Source organism: Pseudomonas sp. B21-035 (assembly GCF_024748945.1).
Classification (GTDB): Bacteria; Pseudomonadota; Gammaproteobacteria; order Pseudomonadales; family Pseudomonadaceae; genus Aquipseudomonas.
In genome coordinates this window covers 503,103-522,081 of sequence record NZ_CP087179.1, presented here as the reverse complement: position 1 = coordinate 522,081, position 18,979 = coordinate 503,103, and the positions used below count along the sequence as shown (strand labels likewise).

Annotated in this window: 15 protein-coding genes, 1 pseudogene and 1 riboswitch; of the genes and pseudogenes, 6 read left to right on the top strand and 10 right to left on the bottom strand. The window is 62.7% G+C overall.

From position 1 onward, the window contains the following. Window positions 1–103: 103 nt before the first annotated feature. Window positions 104–1,990 (bottom strand): phosphomethylpyrimidine synthase ThiC, encoded by a 1,887-nt coding sequence (thiC, locus tag LOY22_RS02290; RefSeq protein WP_258596076.1) that lies wholly within the window; start codon window positions 1,988–1,990, stop codon window positions 104–106. 157 nt (window positions 1,991–2,147) lie between these two features. Then, a riboswitch (TPP riboswitch) is annotated at window positions 2,148–2,252 on the bottom strand. Between the two features lie 141 nt (window positions 2,253–2,393). On the opposite strand from thiC, the gene LOY22_RS02285 reads away from it, so the two are divergent. Beyond that, window positions 2,394–3,827, top strand: a complete 1,434-nt coding sequence (locus LOY22_RS02285; protein WP_045193767.1) for a TolC family outer membrane protein — start codon at window positions 2,394–2,396, stop codon at window positions 3,825–3,827. 88 nt (window positions 3,828–3,915) lie between these two features. Here the strand turns inward: LOY22_RS02285 and waaA are convergent, their stop codons facing one another. Together waaA and LOY22_RS02275 are read right to left on the bottom strand one after the other, a co-directional pair. Beyond that, window positions 3,916–5,184, bottom strand: coding sequence for a lipid IV(A) 3-deoxy-D-manno-octulosonic acid transferase (gene waaA / locus LOY22_RS02280; RefSeq protein WP_258596074.1), 1,269 nt, complete (start codon window positions 5,182–5,184; stop codon window positions 3,916–3,918). Window positions 5,185–5,198: 14 nt separating this feature from the next. Further along, a complete protein-coding gene (locus tag LOY22_RS02275) occupies window positions 5,199–6,089 on the bottom strand; it encodes a LysR family transcriptional regulator (protein WP_045193769.1) in 891 nt (296 codons plus the stop codon). An 86-nt stretch (window positions 6,090–6,175) separates the two neighbouring features. Here LOY22_RS02275 and LOY22_RS02270 point away from each other — a divergent pair, with 86 nt between their 5' ends. From LOY22_RS02270 to LOY22_RS02255, 4 genes are all read left to right on the top strand, one after another. Then, window positions 6,176–6,508 carry a multidrug efflux SMR transporter gene (locus LOY22_RS02270; protein ID WP_028945643.1) on the top strand — a complete coding sequence of 111 codons (333 nt, stop codon included), beginning with the start codon at window positions 6,176–6,178 and terminating at the stop codon, window positions 6,506–6,508. Between the two features lie 67 nt (window positions 6,509–6,575). Next, window positions 6,576–7,751, top strand: a complete 1,176-nt coding sequence (locus tag LOY22_RS02265; protein WP_093376795.1) for an FAD-binding oxidoreductase — start codon at window positions 6,576–6,578, stop codon at window positions 7,749–7,751. Continuing rightward, complete coding sequence (locus tag LOY22_RS02260; protein WP_093376798.1) at window positions 7,748–8,557, top strand: aldo/keto reductase; 810 nt, start codon at window positions 7,748–7,750, stop codon at window positions 8,555–8,557. The genes LOY22_RS02265 and LOY22_RS02260 overlap by 4 nt, the downstream gene beginning before the upstream one ends. A gap of 47 nt (window positions 8,558–8,604) precedes the next feature. Beyond that, entirely contained in the window at window positions 8,605–9,567 is a 963-nt protein-coding gene (locus LOY22_RS02255) for a hypothetical protein (protein ID WP_045193775.1), read from the top strand. A gap of 33 nt (window positions 9,568–9,600) precedes the next feature. On the opposite strand, the gene hldE is transcribed toward LOY22_RS02255, so the two are convergent. The 3 genes from hldE to LOY22_RS02240 form a co-directional block, all read right to left on the bottom strand. After that, window positions 9,601–11,022: a bifunctional D-glycero-beta-D-manno-heptose-7-phosphate kinase/D-glycero-beta-D-manno-heptose 1-phosphate adenylyltransferase HldE gene (hldE, locus tag LOY22_RS02250; RefSeq protein ID WP_258596061.1), complete on the bottom strand. Its 1,422-nt coding sequence runs from the start codon at window positions 11,020–11,022 to the stop codon at window positions 9,601–9,603. Window positions 11,023–11,153: 131 nt separating this feature from the next. Then, window positions 11,154–12,962: a lipid A export permease/ATP-binding protein MsbA gene (gene msbA, locus LOY22_RS02245; protein ID WP_045193777.1), complete on the bottom strand. Its 1,809-nt coding sequence runs from the start codon at window positions 12,960–12,962 to the stop codon at window positions 11,154–11,156. A gap of 15 nt (window positions 12,963–12,977) precedes the next feature. Then, window positions 12,978–14,153: an O-antigen ligase gene (locus LOY22_RS02240; protein ID WP_258596059.1), complete on the bottom strand. Its 1,176-nt coding sequence runs from the start codon at window positions 14,151–14,153 to the stop codon at window positions 12,978–12,980. A gap of 99 nt (window positions 14,154–14,252) precedes the next feature. Between LOY22_RS02240 and LOY22_RS02235 the strand changes: the two genes are divergently transcribed. Further along, window positions 14,253–14,855 (top strand): toluene tolerance protein, encoded by a 603-nt coding sequence (locus LOY22_RS02235; protein ID WP_093376803.1) that lies wholly within the window; start codon window positions 14,253–14,255, stop codon window positions 14,853–14,855. 5 nt (window positions 14,856–14,860) lie between these two features. On the opposite strand, the gene LOY22_RS02230 is transcribed toward LOY22_RS02235, so the two are convergent. The 4 genes and pseudogenes from LOY22_RS02230 to LOY22_RS02215 all read right to left on the bottom strand — a co-directional run. Continuing rightward, window positions 14,861–15,955, bottom strand: a complete 1,095-nt coding sequence (locus LOY22_RS02230) for a glycosyltransferase (RefSeq protein ID WP_258596057.1) — start codon at window positions 15,953–15,955, stop codon at window positions 14,861–14,863. Between the two features lie 48 nt (window positions 15,956–16,003). After that, window positions 16,004–16,777 (bottom strand): glycosyltransferase family 2 protein, encoded by a 774-nt coding sequence (locus LOY22_RS02225; protein WP_093376811.1) that lies wholly within the window; start codon window positions 16,775–16,777, stop codon window positions 16,004–16,006. Between the two features lie 67 nt (window positions 16,778–16,844). After that, window positions 16,845–17,801, bottom strand: coding sequence for a glycosyltransferase (locus tag LOY22_RS02220; RefSeq protein ID WP_045193782.1), 957 nt, complete (start codon window positions 17,799–17,801; stop codon window positions 16,845–16,847). Window positions 17,802–17,852: 51 nt separating this feature from the next. Then, a pseudogene (locus LOY22_RS02215) lies at window positions 17,853–18,947 on the bottom strand (PIG-L deacetylase family protein); the annotation flags it as partial. Window positions 18,948–18,979: the final 32 nt, after the last annotated feature.

Here is an 18,979-nt window from a genome sequence, read left to right as displayed (position 1 = left end):
TCGACAGGAGGAAATTTGTTGTTCTTTTGCGCCTATCGCGGGGCAAGCCCGCTCCTGCAGTGGGAGCGGCGGTGCGGCGACCCGACTTGACCCGCGAAACGGGTTACACCTTTTTGTACAACTGGCTGCCTTCCTGGCGGAACCGCTCGGCCTGCTCGCGCATGCCATCCTCGAGCGCCACGTCCACCGCTTCGATGCGCTGGTTGGCAGCGTATTCACGCACTTCCTGGGTGATCTTCATCGAGCAGAACTTCGGCCCGCACATCGAGCAGAAGTGCGCGACCTTGGCCGAATCCTTGGGCAGGGTTTCGTCATGGAAGCTGCGTGCGGTGTCCGGGTCCAGGCCGAGGTTGAACTGGTCTTCCCAGCGGAATTCGAAGCGCGCCTTGGACAGTGCGTTGTCGCGGATCTGCGCGCCGGGATGGCCCTTGGCGAGGTCGGCGGCATGGGCGGCGATCTTGTAGGTGATGATGCCGGTCTTGACGTCATCCTTGTTCGGCAGGCCCAGGTGTTCCTTGGGCGTGACGTAGCAGAGCATGGCGCAACCGAACCAGCCGATCATCGCCGCACCGATGCCCGAGGTAATGTGATCGTAGCCCGGGGCAATGTCGGTGGTCAGCGGGCCAAGGGTGTAGAACGGCGCTTCGTCGCAGCATTCGAGCTGCTTGTCCATGTTCTCCTTGATCAGCTGCATCGGCACGTGGCCCGGGCCTTCGATCATGCACTGGACGTCATGCTTCCAGGCGATCTTGGTCAGCTCGCCGAGGGTTTCCAGCTCGCCGAACTGCGCTTCGTCGTTGGCGTCGGCAATCGAGCCCGGACGCAGGCCATCGCCGAGCGAGAAGCTGACGTCGTAGGCCTTCATGATTTCGCAGATTTCGTCGAAGTGGGTGTAGAGGAAGTTCTCCTTGTGGTGCGCCAGGCACCACTTGGCCATGATCGAGCCACCGCGACTGACGATGCCGGTGACGCGCTTGGCGGTCAGCGGCACATAGCGCAGCAGTACGCCGGCGTGGATGGTGAAGTAGTCAACGCCTTGCTCGGCCTGTTCGATCAGGGTGTCGCGAAACAGCTCCCAGGTCAGGTCTTCGGCCACGCCATTGACCTTCTCAAGGGCCTGGTAGATCGGTACGGTACCGATTGGCACTGGCGAGTTGCGGATGATCCACTCGCGGGTTTCGTGGATGTGCTTGCCGGTGGACAGGTCCATCACCGTGTCCGAGCCCCAGCGGATGCCCCAGGTCAGCTTGGCCACTTCTTCTTCGATGGACGAGCCCAGGGCGCTGTTACCGATGTTGCCGTTGATCTTCACCAGGAAGTTGCGGCCGATGATCATCGGCTCCAGCTCCACGTGGTTGATGTTGGCCGGGATGATCGCGCGGCCGCGGGCGATTTCTTCGCGGACGAATTCGGCGGTGATTTCTTTCGGGATGCTCGCGCCGAAGCTGTGCCCGGCATGCTGTTGGTCAAGCAGGCCGGCGGCACGGGCTTCTTGCAGCTTCATGTTTTCGCGGATGGCAACGTATTCCATCTCGGCGGTGATGATGCCCTGGCGGGCGTAGTGCATCTGGCTGACGTTGGCGCCGGCCTTGGCCCGGCGCGGATTGCGCACGTGGGCAAAACGCAGCTTGGTCAGCTCGGCATCGGCCAGGCGCTGCTGGCCGAAGTCCGACGACAGGCCGGCCAGGCGCTCGGTATCGCCACGGGCGTCGATCCAGGCCGAGCGTACGTCGCCCAGGCCCTTGCGCACGTCGATGATAACGCTAGAGTCGGTGTAGGGGCCGGAAGTGTCGTAGACCAGTACCGGGGCGTTGGCTTCGCCGCCGAAGTCGGTCGGGGTGTCGTCGAGGCTGATTTCACGCATGGGCACGCGGATGTCCGGGCGCGAGCCTTCGACATAGATTTTGCGCGAGCGGGTGAATGGCTGTACGGATTGTTGATCGACCCGGGCCGATTCACTCAGATTGGTATATTTTTCTTGTTTACTCATCACAGGCTCTCCAGACGGCTTCCTAGCAGTGGAATGTCGGGGAGAACCTGAAAGGCACGGACGCACCATGGGTGGTGCTGTGCCAAATGCGCGGTGATGCCTGCAGCTGTGGTGGCTGACTCGACATTCCCGGACCTGGCACAAGAGACTCGCCGGGAAAGCGAGAAATCTTGTTCCCTACGCAGGCGCTAACCTGATCAGGTTCAACGGGATCCGGATTATCCGATCTCAGCCTCAACACAAGGCACCCCGACAAGAACGCGGCCAGTCTAAGCTGGAGTGGCATACAAAGCCAAGCACCTGGACATGGACACGATAAATGGCGCAAATAGCGGATTGTTGCAAAATGGCTGCGCAACTACACTCACCAGTTCAGAAATTCTCACCGTTCAAGGATTGCCCTATGCTGCGCAAACTTTCACTGGCCCTTGCCGTGTCTTGTGCTACCAACGGAATGGCCTGGGCAGCGGACGTGCCCCTGTCGGCGAAGACCGACCTGGTCAGCGTCTATCAGGAAGCCGTGAACAATAACGCCGACCTGGCGGCCGCCCGCGCCAACTACGGCGCCCAGAAGGAAGTGGTGCCCCAGGCCCGTGCCGGCCTGCTGCCGAACCTTTCGGCCGGCGCCGAAATGATGAACAACCGCACCAAGATCGACAGCCCTTCGATTACCGCCAACCGCAGCGGCAACTCCTGGTCCGCGACCCTGGCCCAGCCGGTCTTTCGCGCTGATCGCTGGTTCCAGTTGCAGGCGGCCGAAGCGGTCAACGAACAGGCGGCACTGGAGCTGTCGGCCACCGAGCAGAACCTGATCCTGCAAAGCGCCGAAAACTATTTCGCCGTGCTGCGCGCCCAGGACACCCTGGCCTCGACCAAGGCCGAGGAAGCGGCGTTCAAGCGCCAGCTCGACCAGTCCAACGAGCGTTTTGACGTTGGCCTGTCGGACAAGACCGACGTGCTGCAGTCCCAGGCCAGCTACGACACCGCCCGGGCCAACCGCATCGTTGCCCAGCGCCAGGTCGACGACGCCTTCGAGGCGCTGATCACCCTGACCAACCGCGACTACAACTCGGTGCAGGGCATCGTCCACACCTTGCCGGTGCAACTGCCGGTGCCGAACGACGCCAAAGCCTGGGTCGAGACTGCCGGCAAGCAGAACCTCAACCTGCTGGCCACCAACTACGCGGTGAGCGCCGCCGAAGAGACCCTGCGCCAGCGCAAGGCCGGGCACGCGCCGACCGTCGATGCGGTAGCGCGCTACCAGAAGGGCGACAACGACAGCCTGGGCTTTTCCAACCCCAACCTCACCGGGCAGAACTACAGCGGCGATGTCGAGCAGACCAGCATCGGCCTGCAGTTGAACATTCCGATCTACAGCGGCGGCCTGACCAGCTCGCAGGTACGCGAGGCTTACCAGCGCCTGAGCCAGAGCGAGCAGCAGCGCGAGAGCCTGCGCCGCCAGGTGGTGGAAAACACCCGCAACCTGCACCGCGCGGTGAACACCGACGTCGAGCAGGTGCAAGCGCGCAAGCAGTCGATCATCTCCAACCAGAGCGCCCTGGAAGCCACCGAAATCGGCTACCAGGTCGGTACCCGCAACATCGTCGACGTGCTCGATGCCCAGCGCCAGCTGTACACCTCGGTGCGTGACTACAACAACACCCGCTACGACTACATCCTCGACAACCTGCGCCTGAAGCAAGCCGCTGGCACCTTGAGCCCGCAGGACCTGAGCGATTTGAGCCGCTACCTGAAACCGGACTACAACCCGGACAAGGACTTCCTGCCGCCAGACCTGGCAGCAGCGGCCAAGGCCAACTTCGAAGCCCGGCCCTGAAACGCATCGCGGGTCAAGTCGAGGCGTCGCACCGCCGCTCCTACTGTGGGAGCGGCCCTGAAACGCCTCGACTTGACCCGCGATGACGTCAGAGCAAGCGCCCCAAGCCTTCAAGCAAGCGCTGCAAGGCGCCCTGGTTGGCCTTCATCACCGCCAACCCCGCCGCGCCCATGCGCTGCGCATCCCGCGGCAACTCAATCAGGCGGCGAACTTCGGCCGCCAGCCCCTGGGCATCATCGACTTCCTGCAAGGCGCCGGCCTCGCGCAGCATCGCCGCAATTTCCAGGAAGTTGAACAGGTGCGGGCCACTGAGCACCGGCAGCGCCAGCGCCGCCGGCTCCAGCAGGTTGTGCCCGCCATTGGCCACCAGGCTGCCGCCTACGAAGGCGATATCGGCCAGGGCATAGAGAAACAGCAGCTCGCCCATGGTGTCGCCAAGCAACACTGCGGTATCGGCCACGACCGCTTCACCACTGGAGCGGCGCACGGTCGGCAACTGCCCGCGGCACAGCTCGAACACGCTGTTAAAACGCTCCGGGTGACGCGGCACAAGGATCAGCAAGGCGTCGGCATGGTGTTCGCGCAACTGCCGGTGGGCGGCGAGGATGATCGGGTCCTCGCCTTCATGGGTACTGGCCGCGATCCATACCGGCCGCTGGCCGGCCTGCCACTGCTCACGCAGGGCTCGGGCGCGCGGCAACAGCTGCTCGTCAATGCTCAGGTCGAACTTGATCGAGCCGGTTACCTGCACGCATTCCGGTCGCGCGCCCAACTGGCGAAAGCGCTGGGCTTCGGTTTCGGTCTGTACCGCGATCAGGCTCATCTCGGCCAGCATCGGTCGGGTCAGGCCAGCAAAGCGCGCATAGCCCCGCGCCGAACGCTCGGACAACCGCGCATTGGCCAGGGCCACCGGAATACCGCGCTTGGCGCACTGATGAATGTGGTTAGGCCACAGCTCGGTCTCCATGATCACCGCAAGCCTGGGCTGCACGTGATCGAGAAAGCGCCCGGCGGCCCAGGGCAAGTCGTAGGGCAGGTAGCAGTGCTGGATGCGCGGCTCGTTGGCGAACATCGCCCGCACCCGCTCAGAACCGGTCGGGGTCATGCAGGTGATGGTGATCGGCAGCTGCGGATAAGCCTGCAGCAAGGCGCGAATCATCGGCGCGGCGGCAATGCTCTCGCCCACCGACACCGCGTGCACCCAGATGCCGCCCCTGGCCATGGCCGGCAGCTTGCAGGCAAAACGCTCGGCGATGCGCTGCCCATAGGCCGGCGCCTTGCGCGAACGCAGGAACAGGCGCAGCGCAACCAGCGGCAGGCCCAGGTGAAACAGCAAGGTATAGAGGGTTCTGTTCATGGCGCCGAAGTGTACTAGCCAATGGCGCGCAAGTGCACTGCGAAGCGTTCGGCCAACCACTGCGCGGCGGGCCCCAGTGGCTCGTCACGGCGCCACACCAGCTCGACCACCAGTGCCGGCGGTGTCCATTCGCTGGCAAGCTCGACCATCTGCGCCTGGTAGGTGGGGTACTGCACCACATGCCGCGGCAACCAGGCCCAGCCCAGGCCACGCATCAGCAATTCGGCCATGGCGTAGAAGCTGTCGGCGCGCCAGATCTGTGGGCTGATCGGCTCGCCACCGGGGTAGCCGCTTTCCTGCGGGGTGATCAGCAACTGGCGGTGGCGGGCCAGGTCCTGACGGCTGACGCGCTCAAGACGGGTCAAGGGATGATCCACGGCGCAGGCAGTAACCATCTCGATCCGCCCCACCGCCCGGCGCTCAAGAGACACCGGCATCTGGTCATGGTGGAACAGCAGGCCAAGATCGGCGCGCCGCTCGATCAGCTTGCGCGCCACGTCGCCCTGGGCGCCGCTGGCCATCTGCACTTCGAGCAAGGGGAACTGCCGGGCCAGTTCATCAAGGCTGTCGATCACCGGTTGATAGGGCATGGCCTCATCCTGGGCCACCCGCAATTGCGCCTCTTGCCCGCGCATCAGGGCCAGGGCCCGGCCATCCAGGCGCTCGCACTGGCGCAGCAGCTCGCGGGCATCTTCCAGCAAGGTTGCGCCGGCTTCGCTCAGGCGCGGCTGGCGGCCGCTGCTACGCTCGAACAGGGTCACCCCCAGGTCAGCCTCAAGCAAAGCGATGCCGTTGCTCACCGCCGATTGCGCCTTGCGCTGTTCACGGGCTACTGCCGAGAACGAGCGCAGCTCGGCGACCCGCACGAACATGCGCAACTGCTCCAGATTCCACTGCTCGGCCATCAACCTATCTCCAGAAAAGATAGGTAATGACTTTACCCCATTCAGGCTTGCTCTAGAATGCCCAGCCAGAACAGAGGATCACCGTCATGAATGCCTACACCTACCTGGCTATCGCCATCTGCGCCGAAGTCATCGCCACCGCCTCGATGAAAGCCGTCAAGGGCCTGAGCACGCCCCTGCCGCTGCTGCTGATGGTCTGTGGCTATGCCGTGGCGTTCTGGATGCTGACCCTGGTGGTGCGCAGCATTCCGGTGGGCATTGCCTATGCCATCTGGTCGGGCCTGGGTATCGTCCTGATCAGCATCGCCGCGCTGGTGATCTACGGCCAGAAGCTGGACTTGCCGGCAATGCTCGGCATGGCCATGATCGTCGGCGGCGTGGTGGTGATCCAGGTCTTCTCGAAAACCGCCGGGCATTGATCGGCAACAGGTGCAATGGCTCACAGGCTGTATACTGGGCGTCTGTCCACGCTTGTGAGGTTCATGCATGCCAACCGTAATTTCCACCGATGTGCTGATCGTCGGCGCCGGGGTCGCAGGCCTCTGGCTCAATGCCCGCCTGCGCCGGCTCGGCTATTCGACAGTTCTGGTGGAACGCGCCAGCCTCGGTGGCGAGCAGACCCTCAAATCCCAGGGGATCATCCACGGTGGCGCCAAGTACGCGCTGCACGGTGCCCTGACCGGCGCCTCGGAAGCCATCGCCGACATGCCCCGGCGCTGGCGCGAGGCCCTGGCCGGCAATGGCGAGCTGGACCTGTCCGGCGTGCGCCTGCTGTCCGAAGCCCACTACCTGTGGTCACCTGGCACCCTGGCCGGCAACCTCACCAGCTTCTTTGCCAGCAAGGCCGTGCGCGGCCGGGTCGACCAGGTCAAGGGCGAGCAGTTGCCACCCGCCCTGCAGGACCGTGCCTTCAAAGGCAAGGTCTATCGCCTGGCCGAATTGGTCGTCGATGTGCCAAGCCTGCTCAACAAGCTCGCGGAACTGGCCGGTGACAGCCTGCTTGCCGGGCAAAGCATCGAACCGTTTGAAGAGAATGGCGAACTGGCCGGCCTGCGCGTCGATGGCCGCGAAATCCGCGCCCAGCGCGTGGTGCTCAGCGCCGGTGCCGGCAACGCCGCCTTGCTCGAAGCCTTGGGCCTGAGCCAGCCAGCCATGCAGCGCCGGCCGCTGCACATGGTTATGGCCAAGGGCGCCAGCCTCAAGCCGCTGTACGCCCATTGCCTGGGCGGCGGGCCGAAGCCGCGCATCACCGTCACCAGCCACCCGGGCGCCGATGGCCAGTGGGTCTGGTACCTGGGCGGCGACCTGGCCGAAGCCGACGGCGTAGCCCGCGAGCCTGAAGCGCAGATTGCCGCGGCGAAAAAAGAAGTCAGCAACCTGCTGCCCTGGATCGACCTCAGCCAGGTGCGCTGGGCCACCGTGCGCATCGACCGCGCCGAGCCTGCGCAATCGGGCCTGGTGCGCCCCGACAACGCCTTCCTCGCCGAGCAGCAACGCCTGCTGGTGGGCTGGCCGACCAAGCTGGCCCTGGCGCCGGACTTCAGTGACCGGGTGCTGGCCAACCTTGAGCGCGACGGCATCAAGCCAGGCGGCCAGCCGGCCCTGCCCGAATTGCCGCGACCGCCCATGGCCCTGCCGGTGTGGGAGCAACTGCTGCCATGAGCCTGCCGAGCCTGCACGATTTGCATCGGCCCCTCGGCAGTACCGGTCTGACGGTTTCGCCACTGGGCCTGGGCACGGTCAAGCTTGGCCGCGACCAGGGCGTCAAATATCCCAGCGGCTTCACTATTCCTGACGACCACGAAGCACGGATGCTGCTGGCCCAGGCTCGCGAGCTGGGCATCAACCTGATCGATACCGCACCCGCTTATGGCCGCAGCGAAGAACGCCTCGGCCCGCTATTACGCGGCCAGCGCGACCAGTGGGTGATCGTCAGCAAGGTCGGCGAGGAGTTCGAGGACGGCCAGTCGCGATTCGACTTCAGCGCAGCGCACACGCGCTTTTCCATCGAGCGTAGCCTCAAGCGCCTGGAAACCGACTGCATCGACCTGGTACTGGTGCATTCCGACGGCAACGACTTGCACATCCTTGAGCACGAGGAGGTTTACCAAACCCTCGAAGCCCTCAAGCAGGAGGGCAAGATCCGTGGTTTCGGGCTGTCTGGCAAAACCGCAGCGGGCGGTCTCAAGGCGCTCGAGCGCGGCGATTGCGCCATGGTCACCTACAATCTGAACGAGCAGGCCGAACGGCCGGTGATTGATTACGCCGCCAAGCACGGCAAGGCGATCCTGGTGAAAAAGGCCCTGGCCAGCGGCCATGTGTGCCTTAGCCCCGGTGTCGACCCGGTGCGCGCCAGCTTCGAACTGCTGTTCGCCCACCCCGGGGTCAGCAGTGCTATTGTCGGCACCATCAATCCGCTGCACCTGGCCCATAACGTGGCAACCGTTGCCAAGGTGCTGCGCCGCTGACACTCACGCCGCCGCCGCGGCCGACCCCAACGCAAGACGGAGCCGACATGCCGCGAACGCTGATCCGCAAGAACCCGAGCAACTTCAAGACCCTGCCCTTGCACGTCGAGGCCAGCCCCGAAGGGCTGGTGTACCAGAGCATCGGCATGCCGCTGAACTTCGCCCAGACCCTGCAACGGCGCAAGCCGATCCAGGTTGCCGACAGCCAGCACTTTGCTGTCGAACTGGCCAACCTCGGCGTCTCGGTGCGCCTGACCCTGCGCTGGCAGAACCGCGATTACTGGGTGCTGGTACGCCAGCGCCGCCAGGACCGTGGCGATGTCGTGCTGAAACTGATTTCAGGCTATGTGCCGGCCCAGGAGCTGAACCTGCCGCTGCATACGGCAATTCAGGAGGTGGCCGAGGAATGCCTGCTGGAAACCCCGGAAGGCTGGCTGGGCGGGCGCTTCAACGATACCTGGCTGCCGGCGCCCTACGCCGACGCCCTGCACTACCGCGAAGCCCTGCCCTTTGTGCTGACGCCGCAGTCCGGCGCCGCACGGCCGGTACGCTGCGCCAACCTGCAATTGCTGGAACGGCCACGGGCATATGTGCACTTGCCAACTGCCTCGCTGCAACTGATCTACGACCTGTGCCTGCAAGTACCACGCGAGGCCAAGTCACTGAGCCTGTTCCACGTCGACGAACGCCTTGAAGGCGACCAACTGGTCGCGCGCCTCAACCGTAAACGCCCCGACCTGTACCTGATGCCGCTGGAAGACGGCCAGCCACGCGCCGAGCTCTACACCCTGAGCAAGGATCGCCTGGTGCCGGCCAGCACCCGCGGGCTGTACCTGGCAGAAAGCTTTGCCCAACAGGATGGCTGGCTGGTCAGGGATGAGCGGATTCGCTGGAAGGATTGGGTCAGGCAGCAAGGCCTGACACCCGCAAAACCGGACAGCGGCTTGAAGCGGCTGACCGGCAGGGCGCGGGAGTTGTTGCAGATGGCGCGTGGCGGGCTGCGCAAGTAGAACCGAGCGCGGGGCGACTTGCCCCGCGATGCTTCAGTTCTTGCGGATCTTCTCGACGATGGCGGTGGTCGAGCTGTTTTCCACCAGCCCCAGCACCTTCACGGAACCGCCGTAGGCCTTGACGATGTCGGCGCCGACCACCTGGTCGATGCCATAGTCACCACCCTTGACCAGCACATCCGGCTTGACCTGGCTCAGCAGGTTTTCCGGGGTGCCCTCAGGGAAGCTGATCACCCAGTCCACGGCGCCGAGGCCAGCGAGTACGGCCATGCGCCGGTCAACGCTGTTGATCGGCCGGCCCGGGCCTTTAAGGCGGCTGACCGAGGCGTCGTCGTTGACCGCGACGATCAGACGATCGCCCTGGGCCCGGGCCTGCTCCAGGTAGGTCACATGGCCGGCATGGAGAATGTCGAAGCAGCCGTTGGTGAAGACGATCTTCTCGTTGTGTGCGCGGGCATCGTCGATGGCCAGCAGCAACTGGTCGAGGCTCAGCACGCCACGCTCGGAACCCTCTTCGCGCTGGATCGCGCGGCGCAGCTCGGGGGCGCTGATTGCAGCAGTACCCAGCTTGCCGACCACGATACCGGCGGCAAGGTTTGCCAGGCCGACCGCATGAGGCAGCTCTTCACCAGCAGCGATGGCGGCGGCGAGGGTCGAGATCACCGTGTCACCGGCACCGGTCACGTCGAACACTTCACGGGCCCGGGCCGGCAAGTGCAAGGCCGGGTGATCGGGGCGCAGCAGGGTCATGCCGTGCTCGCCACGGGTCACCAGCAAGGCGCCCAGTTCCAGCTCGCTCATCAACTGGGCGCCCTTGGCCACCAGCTCGGCCTCGTCGGCACAACGGCCAACGATGGTTTCGAACTCGCTGAGGTTCGGGGTGATCAGGCTGGCGCCTCGGTAGATCGAGAAATCCTTGCCCTTGGGGTCGGCCAGCACCGGAATGCCTTTGGCGCGGGCGGCCTGGATCAGGCTCTGGTGGTTTTTCAACGCGCCCTTGCCGTAGTCCGACAACACCAGCACCTTGACGCCGTCGAGCAAGGTATCGACCTCGGCGCCCAGGGACAGCGGGTCGGTGGCGAAGGGTTCTTCGAAATCGATACGCAGCAACTGCTGGTGGCGGCTCATGACCCGCAGCTTGACGATGGTCGGCTGATGGGCGATACGCTGGAAGATCGAGCGCACACCGGCAGCCTGCAGGCTGTTGGCCAGGCTGTCGGCAGCCTCGTCCTGGCCGGTCACCCCGACCAGCGCCGCCGGCGCGCCAAGGGCAGCGATGTTCAAGGCGACGTTGGCGGCACCGCCCGGACGGTCCTCGATCTGTTCGACCTTGACCACCGGCACCGGCGCTTCAGGTGAAATCCGTGAGGTACCGCCATGCCAGTAGCGGTCGAGCATGACATCGCCCACCACCAGTACCGGGGCTTGATCGAAACGCGGCATGGACAACTTCATGGGCAACCCATATACAAAATAATTAACAGGGGCAGGATATTAGCACAGGCAAAGCGACGGCTTGTTTACCGCCTTGTTGCCAGGCATTCCAGGGAAACGCTGCCGGGGCACAAGGCCCCGGCGCGGTTGACTCAGGTGATGTCGACCTTGGCCGGCTCGTCCAGGCCCATGGCGTGCAGCCTGGCGTAAAAGCCGTTGGCTGCCAGCAGCTCGGTATGGGTGCCACGCTCGACCAGCTTGCCCTGGTCCATGACCAGGATCATGTCGGCCTTCTCGATGGTCGACAGGCGGTGGGCGATCACCAGGGTGGTGCGGCCTTTCATCACATGATCCAGGGCGGCCTGGATGTGTCGCTCGGACTCGGTATCCAGGGCCGACGTGGCCTCGTCGAGAATCAGCAATGGCGCATTCTTGAGCAACGCCCGGGCAATCGCCAGGCGCTGGCGCTGGCCACCGGAGAGCAGCACGCCGTTTTCACCGACCTGGGTGTCGAAGCCTTGCGGCAACTGCTCGACGAACTCCTTGGCATAGGCATCGGCGGCAGCGGCTTCGATCTCGGCCCGCGGCGCCCCGGCCAAGTCGCCATAGGCGATGTTGTTGGCCACGGTGTCGTTGAACAGGGTCACGTGCTGGGTCACCTGGGCGACGTGCTTGCGCAGGTTGCGCAGGCGGTAGTTCTCGATCTCCACGCCGTCGAGGAGGATCTGTCCGTCATCGTGGTGATAGAAGCGTGGTATCAGTGCCGCCAGGGTCGACTTGCCGCTACCTGAACGCCCCACCAGGGCGATCATCTGCCCGGGCTCTGCGGTAAAGGAAATATCGGTCAGCACCTGGCGGTCAGTACCCGGATAGGTAAAGTTCAGGTTGCGCACCTCGAGACGCCCGACCACACGGTCCAGCTCGACGGTGCCGCTGTCGACCTCCGGCGCCTCGTCCAGTTGCTCGAAGATGCTTTCGGCACCGGCCAGGCCTTTCTGGATGGTCGAGCTAACCTCCGACAACTGCCGAATCGGCTTGGGCAACAGGCCCGCTGCGGTAATGTAGGCTACCAGGTCACCGGCAGTAGCCTCGCCGCGCAGGAACAGCACCAGGAACATCAATGCCGCCATGGCGGTGTAGATCACCAGTTGCAGCATCGGCGTGTACACCGCGCCGGTCTTGGTCATGCGCAGCTGCTTGTCGGTGTTGCTCTGGCTGGCGTTGGCAAAGCGTTGCTGCTCGTAGCTCTCGCCACCGAAGCTGCGCACCACGCGGTAGCCCTGGATGGTTTCCGAGGCGACATGGGTTACATCGCCCATGGCCACCTGGATCTTCTTGCTCTGCTTGCGGAATTTCTTGCTCGCGGTACCGACCATCACGGCGATGATCGGCAGGATCGCCAGCATCACCAGGGTCAGCTTCCAGTTCATCCACAGCAGGTAGATGAACAGGAAGACCACGGTCAGGCCTTCGCGGATCACCACCTTGATGGCATCGGTCGCAGCACCGGTGACCATGGTCACATTGAAGGTGATGCGCGAAATCAGGTGGCCGGAATTGTGGCTGTCAAAGTAGCGGTTGGGCAGCACCAGCAGCTTGTTGAACAACTCGACCCGCAGGTCGTGAACCAGACCCAGGGAAACCTTGGCCAGGAAGTAGTTGCCCAGGAACGAGCCCAGACCCTGCCAGGCGGCGATCAGCACGATCAGCAGCGGCACGGCCTGCAGCAGTTGCAGGTCCTTGAGATACGGCACGTTGGGGAACAACACCGCCTGCGGGTTGCTCAAGCCATCGACGAAGTACTTGAGGATGCCGGCCAGCATCGGCTGGGTCGAGGCAAAGATCACGAAGCCGATGATACTCAGCAGAAAAATGCCGATATACGGCTTCACGTAGCTCAGCAGCCGGAAGTAGATTTTCAGGCTGGAGCTCTGCTCCGCCTCTCGCGGTGTTTCGGCCATCGTCGAGCTCGCTGTTCAGATAGAACCGGAAATTTTATCACAGCCTGGTGCCCGGGCACGTACCCAGACCAGGACAGTGGCCAGGCCGACCGGCAGCCAGCTGATGAACCACTCTGCTCGCGGGGTGCCGGTCAGGCTTGCGGCGTCGAACTGCATGGCCAGGGTCGAGAACAACCACAGGCCCATCAGACCTTTGCCAAAGGCTGTATCGCGGGATTTCCAGATTTCGCGCAAAGTGCACAGCCACACCGCCAGCCACAACAGCATGCCGGGGATACCCAGTTCGATGGCAATGTGGGTGAACATGTTGTGGGTGTGGTCGAACTGCATACCGGCGGCGCTGATGGAGTAGAACGACCCCAGGCCCAGGCCGGTCCAGGGATGTTCACCGATCATCTGCAGGCTTACCTCGAAGATCTCCGGCCGGTAGGACGCCCCCCGGTACATGACCAGCGAGTACAACAGCGCAAAACCAATGGCAGCGCCTACCAGCGCTGTTGCAGCAATCACCCGGCTTCTGCGGTCACGGCACCAGAGCGGCATGGCCAGCATCGTGATCAGCAAGCCCAAGGCCGCACCACGACTCTGGCACAACAACACGAATGCCCCCAGGCAGAGCAGGGCAACACCCCAGAGCAACTGCATCAGGCGTTGTTTAACTGGCCAATGGATCATCCAGACAATCGCTGCGCCGATGACGTAAGAACCAAGGATTGGGTGGGAAATTTCACCGATGCCATACAGCCTGGATGCCCACTCCTCGCCGCGGACCAGATAAAACTGCACGATCGACAATACGGCACCGATAGCCAGCCCCGCCCCACCCAGAAGCATCAGCAGGCGAATGCGCTGCTCCCCGAGTTGGGCCAACAGGGGGAAGAACAGCAGGAATACCGCTATGTACAGCAGGCGCTTGAGTTCACGCCCGGGCTCCTCTGTGGCGGCCCACGACAAGCTCAAAGCGGTCCAGCCGAGCATCAGCAGCAACGCCAGGCACAGTGCCTTTTGTGCATGCCAAAGCTCGACCAGCAATGCGCGGGCAGACCACAGCATGACCAGCGTAGGCAGCCACAGAAACGCAACCAGCCCTTGCTGGTAAAGCTTGTTGCTTGGCGCCAGGGCAATGCCCACCAAAAACCAGAAAAAGCCAATTGCCAGCCAGGCCTGCGCCCAGCGCCTCGAATACATCATGCACTTCCCCATTGATTCAACAACACCGGCATGGTGCAACCCTGAACTTTTCGGCATTATTGCCGGTCATTTTGCTTGCCCGCTAACAAGGCCCCTACCATGCAATGTTCCCGGCTCCCCCAAGTCGACTTCAATCAGCTGACGCTTGGTGCCCAGATACTGGAGGCCGACAGCTACGGCGCTAAAGTCTACCTGTTAACAGACGGCAATATCCTCAAGCTCTTCAGGCGCAAGCGGTTAATTTCTTCTGCGCTGCTGCGACCTTACTCCCGACGCTTTATCGATAACGCGGTGATGCTAAAGAAAAAGGGAATTCCTACGCTTGAAGTGCTGGAGTACTACAAGCTGGACGCACCTGGAATGACGGCGGTACTGTACCGTCCACTGCCCGGCAAAACCTTGAGCCAGCTGTCTCGCGAGCCCGGTTTCAGCTGGCAGGAACGCCTTCCGGATCTGATCGGACTGGTGCGCCAGCTGCATCAGGCGGGTATTTACTTCCGCTCACTGCACCTTGGCAACATTGTTGTTACCCCTGAGCAGCAACTTGGCTTGATCGATGTCGCCGACATGCGTTTCCTGCGAGCCCCGTTGTCCAGCCGAATGATTCGACGCAACGTGCAACATTTTGCCCGGTACATTGCCCGGGAACAGTTGGCTGACCAGTTTCCCCTGGCTGAGCTTGAGCGCGCACTGCTGCCGTAAAGAACTCAGGCCCTGCCCAGTAACGCCCTGGAAGCCTGACTGAAGCGTTGCCAGGCCTGCTCGGGCTGCAGGGCCTGGTATTGAGCGTTGGCAACAGTGCTTGCCTGAAGATCCGAGCACGCGGCAATCGCGTTGCTCCAGGCGCCGACATCACCCGCCGGCGCATAGTAGCCTGCGATTCCCAACTGCTCGCGAAACACCGGCAACTCGCTGCACAGGACAGGCACATCGGCCATTACCGCCTCTTGCAGCACCAGGCCCAACCCTTCGGAGTGCGAAGGAATCAACAGCCAGTCAAATGCCCTGTAGAGCTTTTCCAGCCCGACACAGTGCCCTGGCATCGAGACTTTCTGAGCCAGATCAAGCGCCTGGATCCGCGCCTGCAACTGTGAGCGCAAGCCGCCCTCACCGAGGATCACCAGGCGCAGATCAGCTTGCTGCCGAGCAGCCTGGGCAAAGGCATCGAGCAAGTAGTCAAAACCCTTGCTATCGACCAACCGGCCGACTGCGCCCAGGACACGTACGCCGTGCTCCGCGAGCCCCAGCGCCTGACGTGCCTGTTGCCGGCCTAGCAAGTTGCGACGAAAGCCATCTGGTTCAAGGGCGGTACGCAACACCTGCACCGGCACCCCGAGGTCTTGCGCCAATGCATCGGCAAGGGTTTGTGAGACGGCGACAAACGTCAGCCGAGAGGCAGGAAAAGCGCGCAACAAGGCAATATCGGCCCGGCGCAGGCGGGTCTTGCCATGAAACACGACGGTGGCCCGCAAGTTCGGCATGACCTTGAGCAGCGGCAGTATCAAGCGCGACACGCCCAACCCGTCAAGCAACAGCACCTGAGCATTGGCTTGTTCCAGCGCATCGCGAAACCGCCCCCGCAACCAGGGACGCAATGCGCGCCAGACATGCCGCCCCTTGAGCAGGCGATGGGACAAATGCCACTCGCGCGTTGACTCACCGCCATAGCAGGCACCCTCCCCCTGCAGCAGCCAACTGCTGATTTTCGCCCCAGGCCCGGCCTGGGACAGAATTTGTTGATGCACCTTGTGCACCGAGACATACGGCGAACCGCCAGCCCACATAATGTTGACGATATTCACGGGGATGTACCCCTTGTATCGGACTGGATCACTGGCAAGCCAGTTGAATCAATTCGCAAGAAAGCCAATAGCCACTCCCACTGCCAAACCGATCAACAAGGCAGCTGCCAGCTTGACCCGCTCGCGCTGACGCCGGCGTGCTTTGCGCTGACGCTCTTCAGGCAGGCTGACGTGCATGCCGAAGCCGGTATGCAACACGGCATCACCTTCCAGGCTCACGCCGGTCAGGTTCAATTCTGCATAGCGCTTTGACAGTGCCTTTTCACCAGCATAGGCGGCGAACGGCGCACAGCGCTGATAATCGCTCAAACGGCGCAACCCCGGGTTCAGAGAAAAACTCTGCCACTCAGGCTTGTCCGACAACAACGGGTAGCAGGGCACACCGGCAATCACCTGGCGCTCACCAAGGTGGATGTAGGGGCTATGCAACTTCAGGTCATAGACATAACTGCGCAACCAGACCTGAAGCAGCTCAGGGCTGACCGCCAGGATCGCTTGCGAGTCTTCGACGAAGCCAGGACGGTAGAACTCCCAGTCATCTTCACAATGGAAGATGTAAGAGGTTTTTACATGGCTGTAAGCGAGATCGATCGAGGCCAGCTGACCCAGTTTCGGACGATTGACGAAGACCTTGCAGTGCGGCTTCCAATGCTCGGGCACAGCCTGGTGAACAGCGTCATCTCCCGAATCTTCGGTGATGAACACTTCACGGATAGGCGCGGTATTGAAGCGGTCAAAGCTTTCCAGCGTAAGTTTTAGCAAATCGAAGCGTCCGCAACTGGTGACAACCAGTGTTACGTCGCTATCTTGGCAGAATCGCACCGGACTCCCTCCCCATTAACTGTATTCAAATGTTCGAGACTACTTGTCTGGTTTCAGGACAGCCGGCTCATATGCCCAGTCTCAAACGCAAGCGCTGCCAGCCAGTCAGGGCTGGACGGGGACGAAGAGGTGGCTGCATTTTTTCCACGATGCTACGACCTACCTGGGCGAAGCTGAATTGCGAGACGGCCAGATCACGGCCGTTGTTGCCGATACGCTCGACCAGCCCGGGGTCGGCACGCAATACTTTCAGCTTCTCTTGCAACTGGGCAATGCTGTCATAGAGCACCACGTTATGCATGTCTTTCAAACCCAGGGCGCGATTTTCCGCCTCACCCTGGTCAAAGGCCAGCAAAACGCAGCCACAGGCCATCGCCTCGAAATTCTTGATCATGTATTCGCCCATGCCGACATCCGCGCTAACAAAAAAACGGATGCGGTTGAGCGTGTCGCAATACTCTTCACCGGACTTGGTACGGGTTACCAGCAGGTTTTCCACCTGCGCCAACTCATCGAGCAATGCCTTGCGGCCACTGTAGGCAACGCTGTTGGTGCTGCCGACAAAAGCCAGCTCGATATCCCGTTCACGACCCTGGTCGGCCAACAGCTGCTGGTCGTAGCCCTTGGGTACGAACTCGGCATCGAAACCCTCCTGACGCAGGCGCTCACTGACCATGTAACCGGAACTGATGACCCGCGCCCAAGGCAGTTGGCGGTAATGGGCGCTGAACTTGCCGGTGTACTTGCAGGGGATGTAGTTCTGGTAGGCATCATGTTCGAGGATGACCAGATTGGGCACCGTACGAATGAAACCGACCTGGCGAATCTCTTGCTTGAAGCGCAGGAAAAACACGATCCGGTCGTACTTGTCGACGTCGACTTCGCGGCGGAAGTAGCGGCGCAGGTTGCGCTGCTCGTCACTGCTCAGCCAGCGCAGGTCGCAGTCGCTGTGCGCAGCAACGCCGTCATACAAACGGTCGAGGATCGCCCGTTGTTCTTTCTGCACCAGAAATAGAACTTTCATTGTCTTCCTTGCGGCGCTCAGGCCACAGCTTTCAATCTTGTAGCATCGTGATCAGAGCTCACGACGCCAGAACAATTCGTGTCGACGCACAGCCTTGCGAAAGAATTCGTTCTCGCCATAGGGCGAAGGACGACGCCCGGCCAGCCAGCGTTGCAGCAGGCGGCGCAGGCGGCGCTTGAACGGCGCAGGCGGCTGCAGGTCGTGCATCATGCCCAGGGCCATGGCTTTGTCGCGCTGGGCGGGCAGGCCCAGCACCAGGCAGTAGGGAGACCAGGCCTGGGCTGCTTGCAGTTGCGGCGGCAAAGCAATGCCTGCACCGCTATCACCCATGGGCCAGCGGTCGTTGTCATGCAGGTGATTGGCATAGCACAGCAGGGTTTCAGGCTGCCACTCAAGGCCTTGCAGCGCTTCGAGCACAGCAGCTTGGGCGCAGATATGATCAGGGTGCGGATCGAGGGTCGGGTGCGGCATCACCAGCACCTGCGGCCGGGCCCTGAGCAACAGTGCACGCAGATCGGCCAGCAGGTTGTTCCAGGTTGGCGCGCCGTCTTCATCACCCGGCAGGGTCAGCGGGTTGAACTGGCGAAACAGGCGGGTATCGGCAAGCCCGGCCTCGCGCGAAGCCATTGGCTCAGCAGGCGCGGCCTGCATGGCCGGGAGTTGCAAGCAGAAATACCCCAACTGCACGCAGCGAGACTCGGGCACCCCGGCCCAACGCGGCACAGCGATGCTGTCCCAGGCTCGTAAACGGCCTTTCAGGCGCGCAGCCTCGGCCTTTTCCAGGCCCATTTGCTGGTAGTGTTCGGCTTCGATTTCACCGGCAGTCAAGGTCACCACCCAGGTTTCCTCGGCCTGGCTGTAGAAGCCAAAGGCTGCGAGCTCGGCATCATCGGCATGGGGCGCGATGACCATGACCCGGCGCTGGCGAAGATCGGCCTGTGGCGCAACCCATAGCGTTGCCTCGCCCACCAGCCGGCAGTGGCGTCCACGCAGGCGCAACTGTCCAGCCATCAACGCCTCGGCCAGCCCGGTGAGGTTCAGGTAACGCAGGCCGTTCACGCCCCGCTCGAACGTCTGAACGTCGTCACTGCCCAGGCTTACCGCAGGATCAAGGAACCGCCCCAGCCAATTGCTTTTCAGGTGCACCTGAAGAATCATCGTCTGCTCAGCACCAAGCT

Coding starts and splice junctions, on each gene's coding strand:
- thiC (WP_258596076.1), bottom strand. CDS start 1,990: ATGAGTAAACAAGAAAAATATACCAATCTGAGTGAATCGGCCCGGGTC.
- LOY22_RS02285 (WP_045193767.1), top strand. CDS start 2,394: ATGCTGCGCAAACTTTCACTGGCCCTTGCCGTGTCTTGTGCTACCAAC.
- waaA (WP_258596074.1), bottom strand. CDS start 5,184: ATGAACAGAACCCTCTATACCTTGCTGTTTCACCTGGGCCTGCCGCTG.
- LOY22_RS02275 (WP_045193769.1), bottom strand. CDS start 6,089: ATGGCCGAGCAGTGGAATCTGGAGCAGTTGCGCATGTTCGTGCGGGTC.
- LOY22_RS02270 (WP_028945643.1), top strand. CDS start 6,176: ATGAATGCCTACACCTACCTGGCTATCGCCATCTGCGCCGAAGTCATC.
- LOY22_RS02265 (WP_093376795.1), top strand. CDS start 6,576: ATGCCAACCGTAATTTCCACCGATGTGCTGATCGTCGGCGCCGGGGTC.
- LOY22_RS02260 (WP_093376798.1), top strand. CDS start 7,748: ATGAGCCTGCCGAGCCTGCACGATTTGCATCGGCCCCTCGGCAGTACC.
- LOY22_RS02255 (WP_045193775.1), top strand. CDS start 8,605: ATGCCGCGAACGCTGATCCGCAAGAACCCGAGCAACTTCAAGACCCTG.
- hldE (WP_258596061.1), bottom strand. CDS start 11,022: ATGAAGTTGTCCATGCCGCGTTTCGATCAAGCCCCGGTACTGGTGGTG.
- msbA (WP_045193777.1), bottom strand. CDS start 12,962: ATGGCCGAAACACCGCGAGAGGCGGAGCAGAGCTCCAGCCTGAAAATC.
- LOY22_RS02240 (WP_258596059.1), bottom strand. CDS start 14,153: ATGATGTATTCGAGGCGCTGGGCGCAGGCCTGGCTGGCAATTGGCTTT.
- LOY22_RS02235 (WP_093376803.1), top strand. CDS start 14,253: ATGCAATGTTCCCGGCTCCCCCAAGTCGACTTCAATCAGCTGACGCTT.
- LOY22_RS02220 (WP_045193782.1), bottom strand. CDS start 17,801: ATGAAAGTTCTATTTCTGGTGCAGAAAGAACAACGGGCGATCCTCGAC.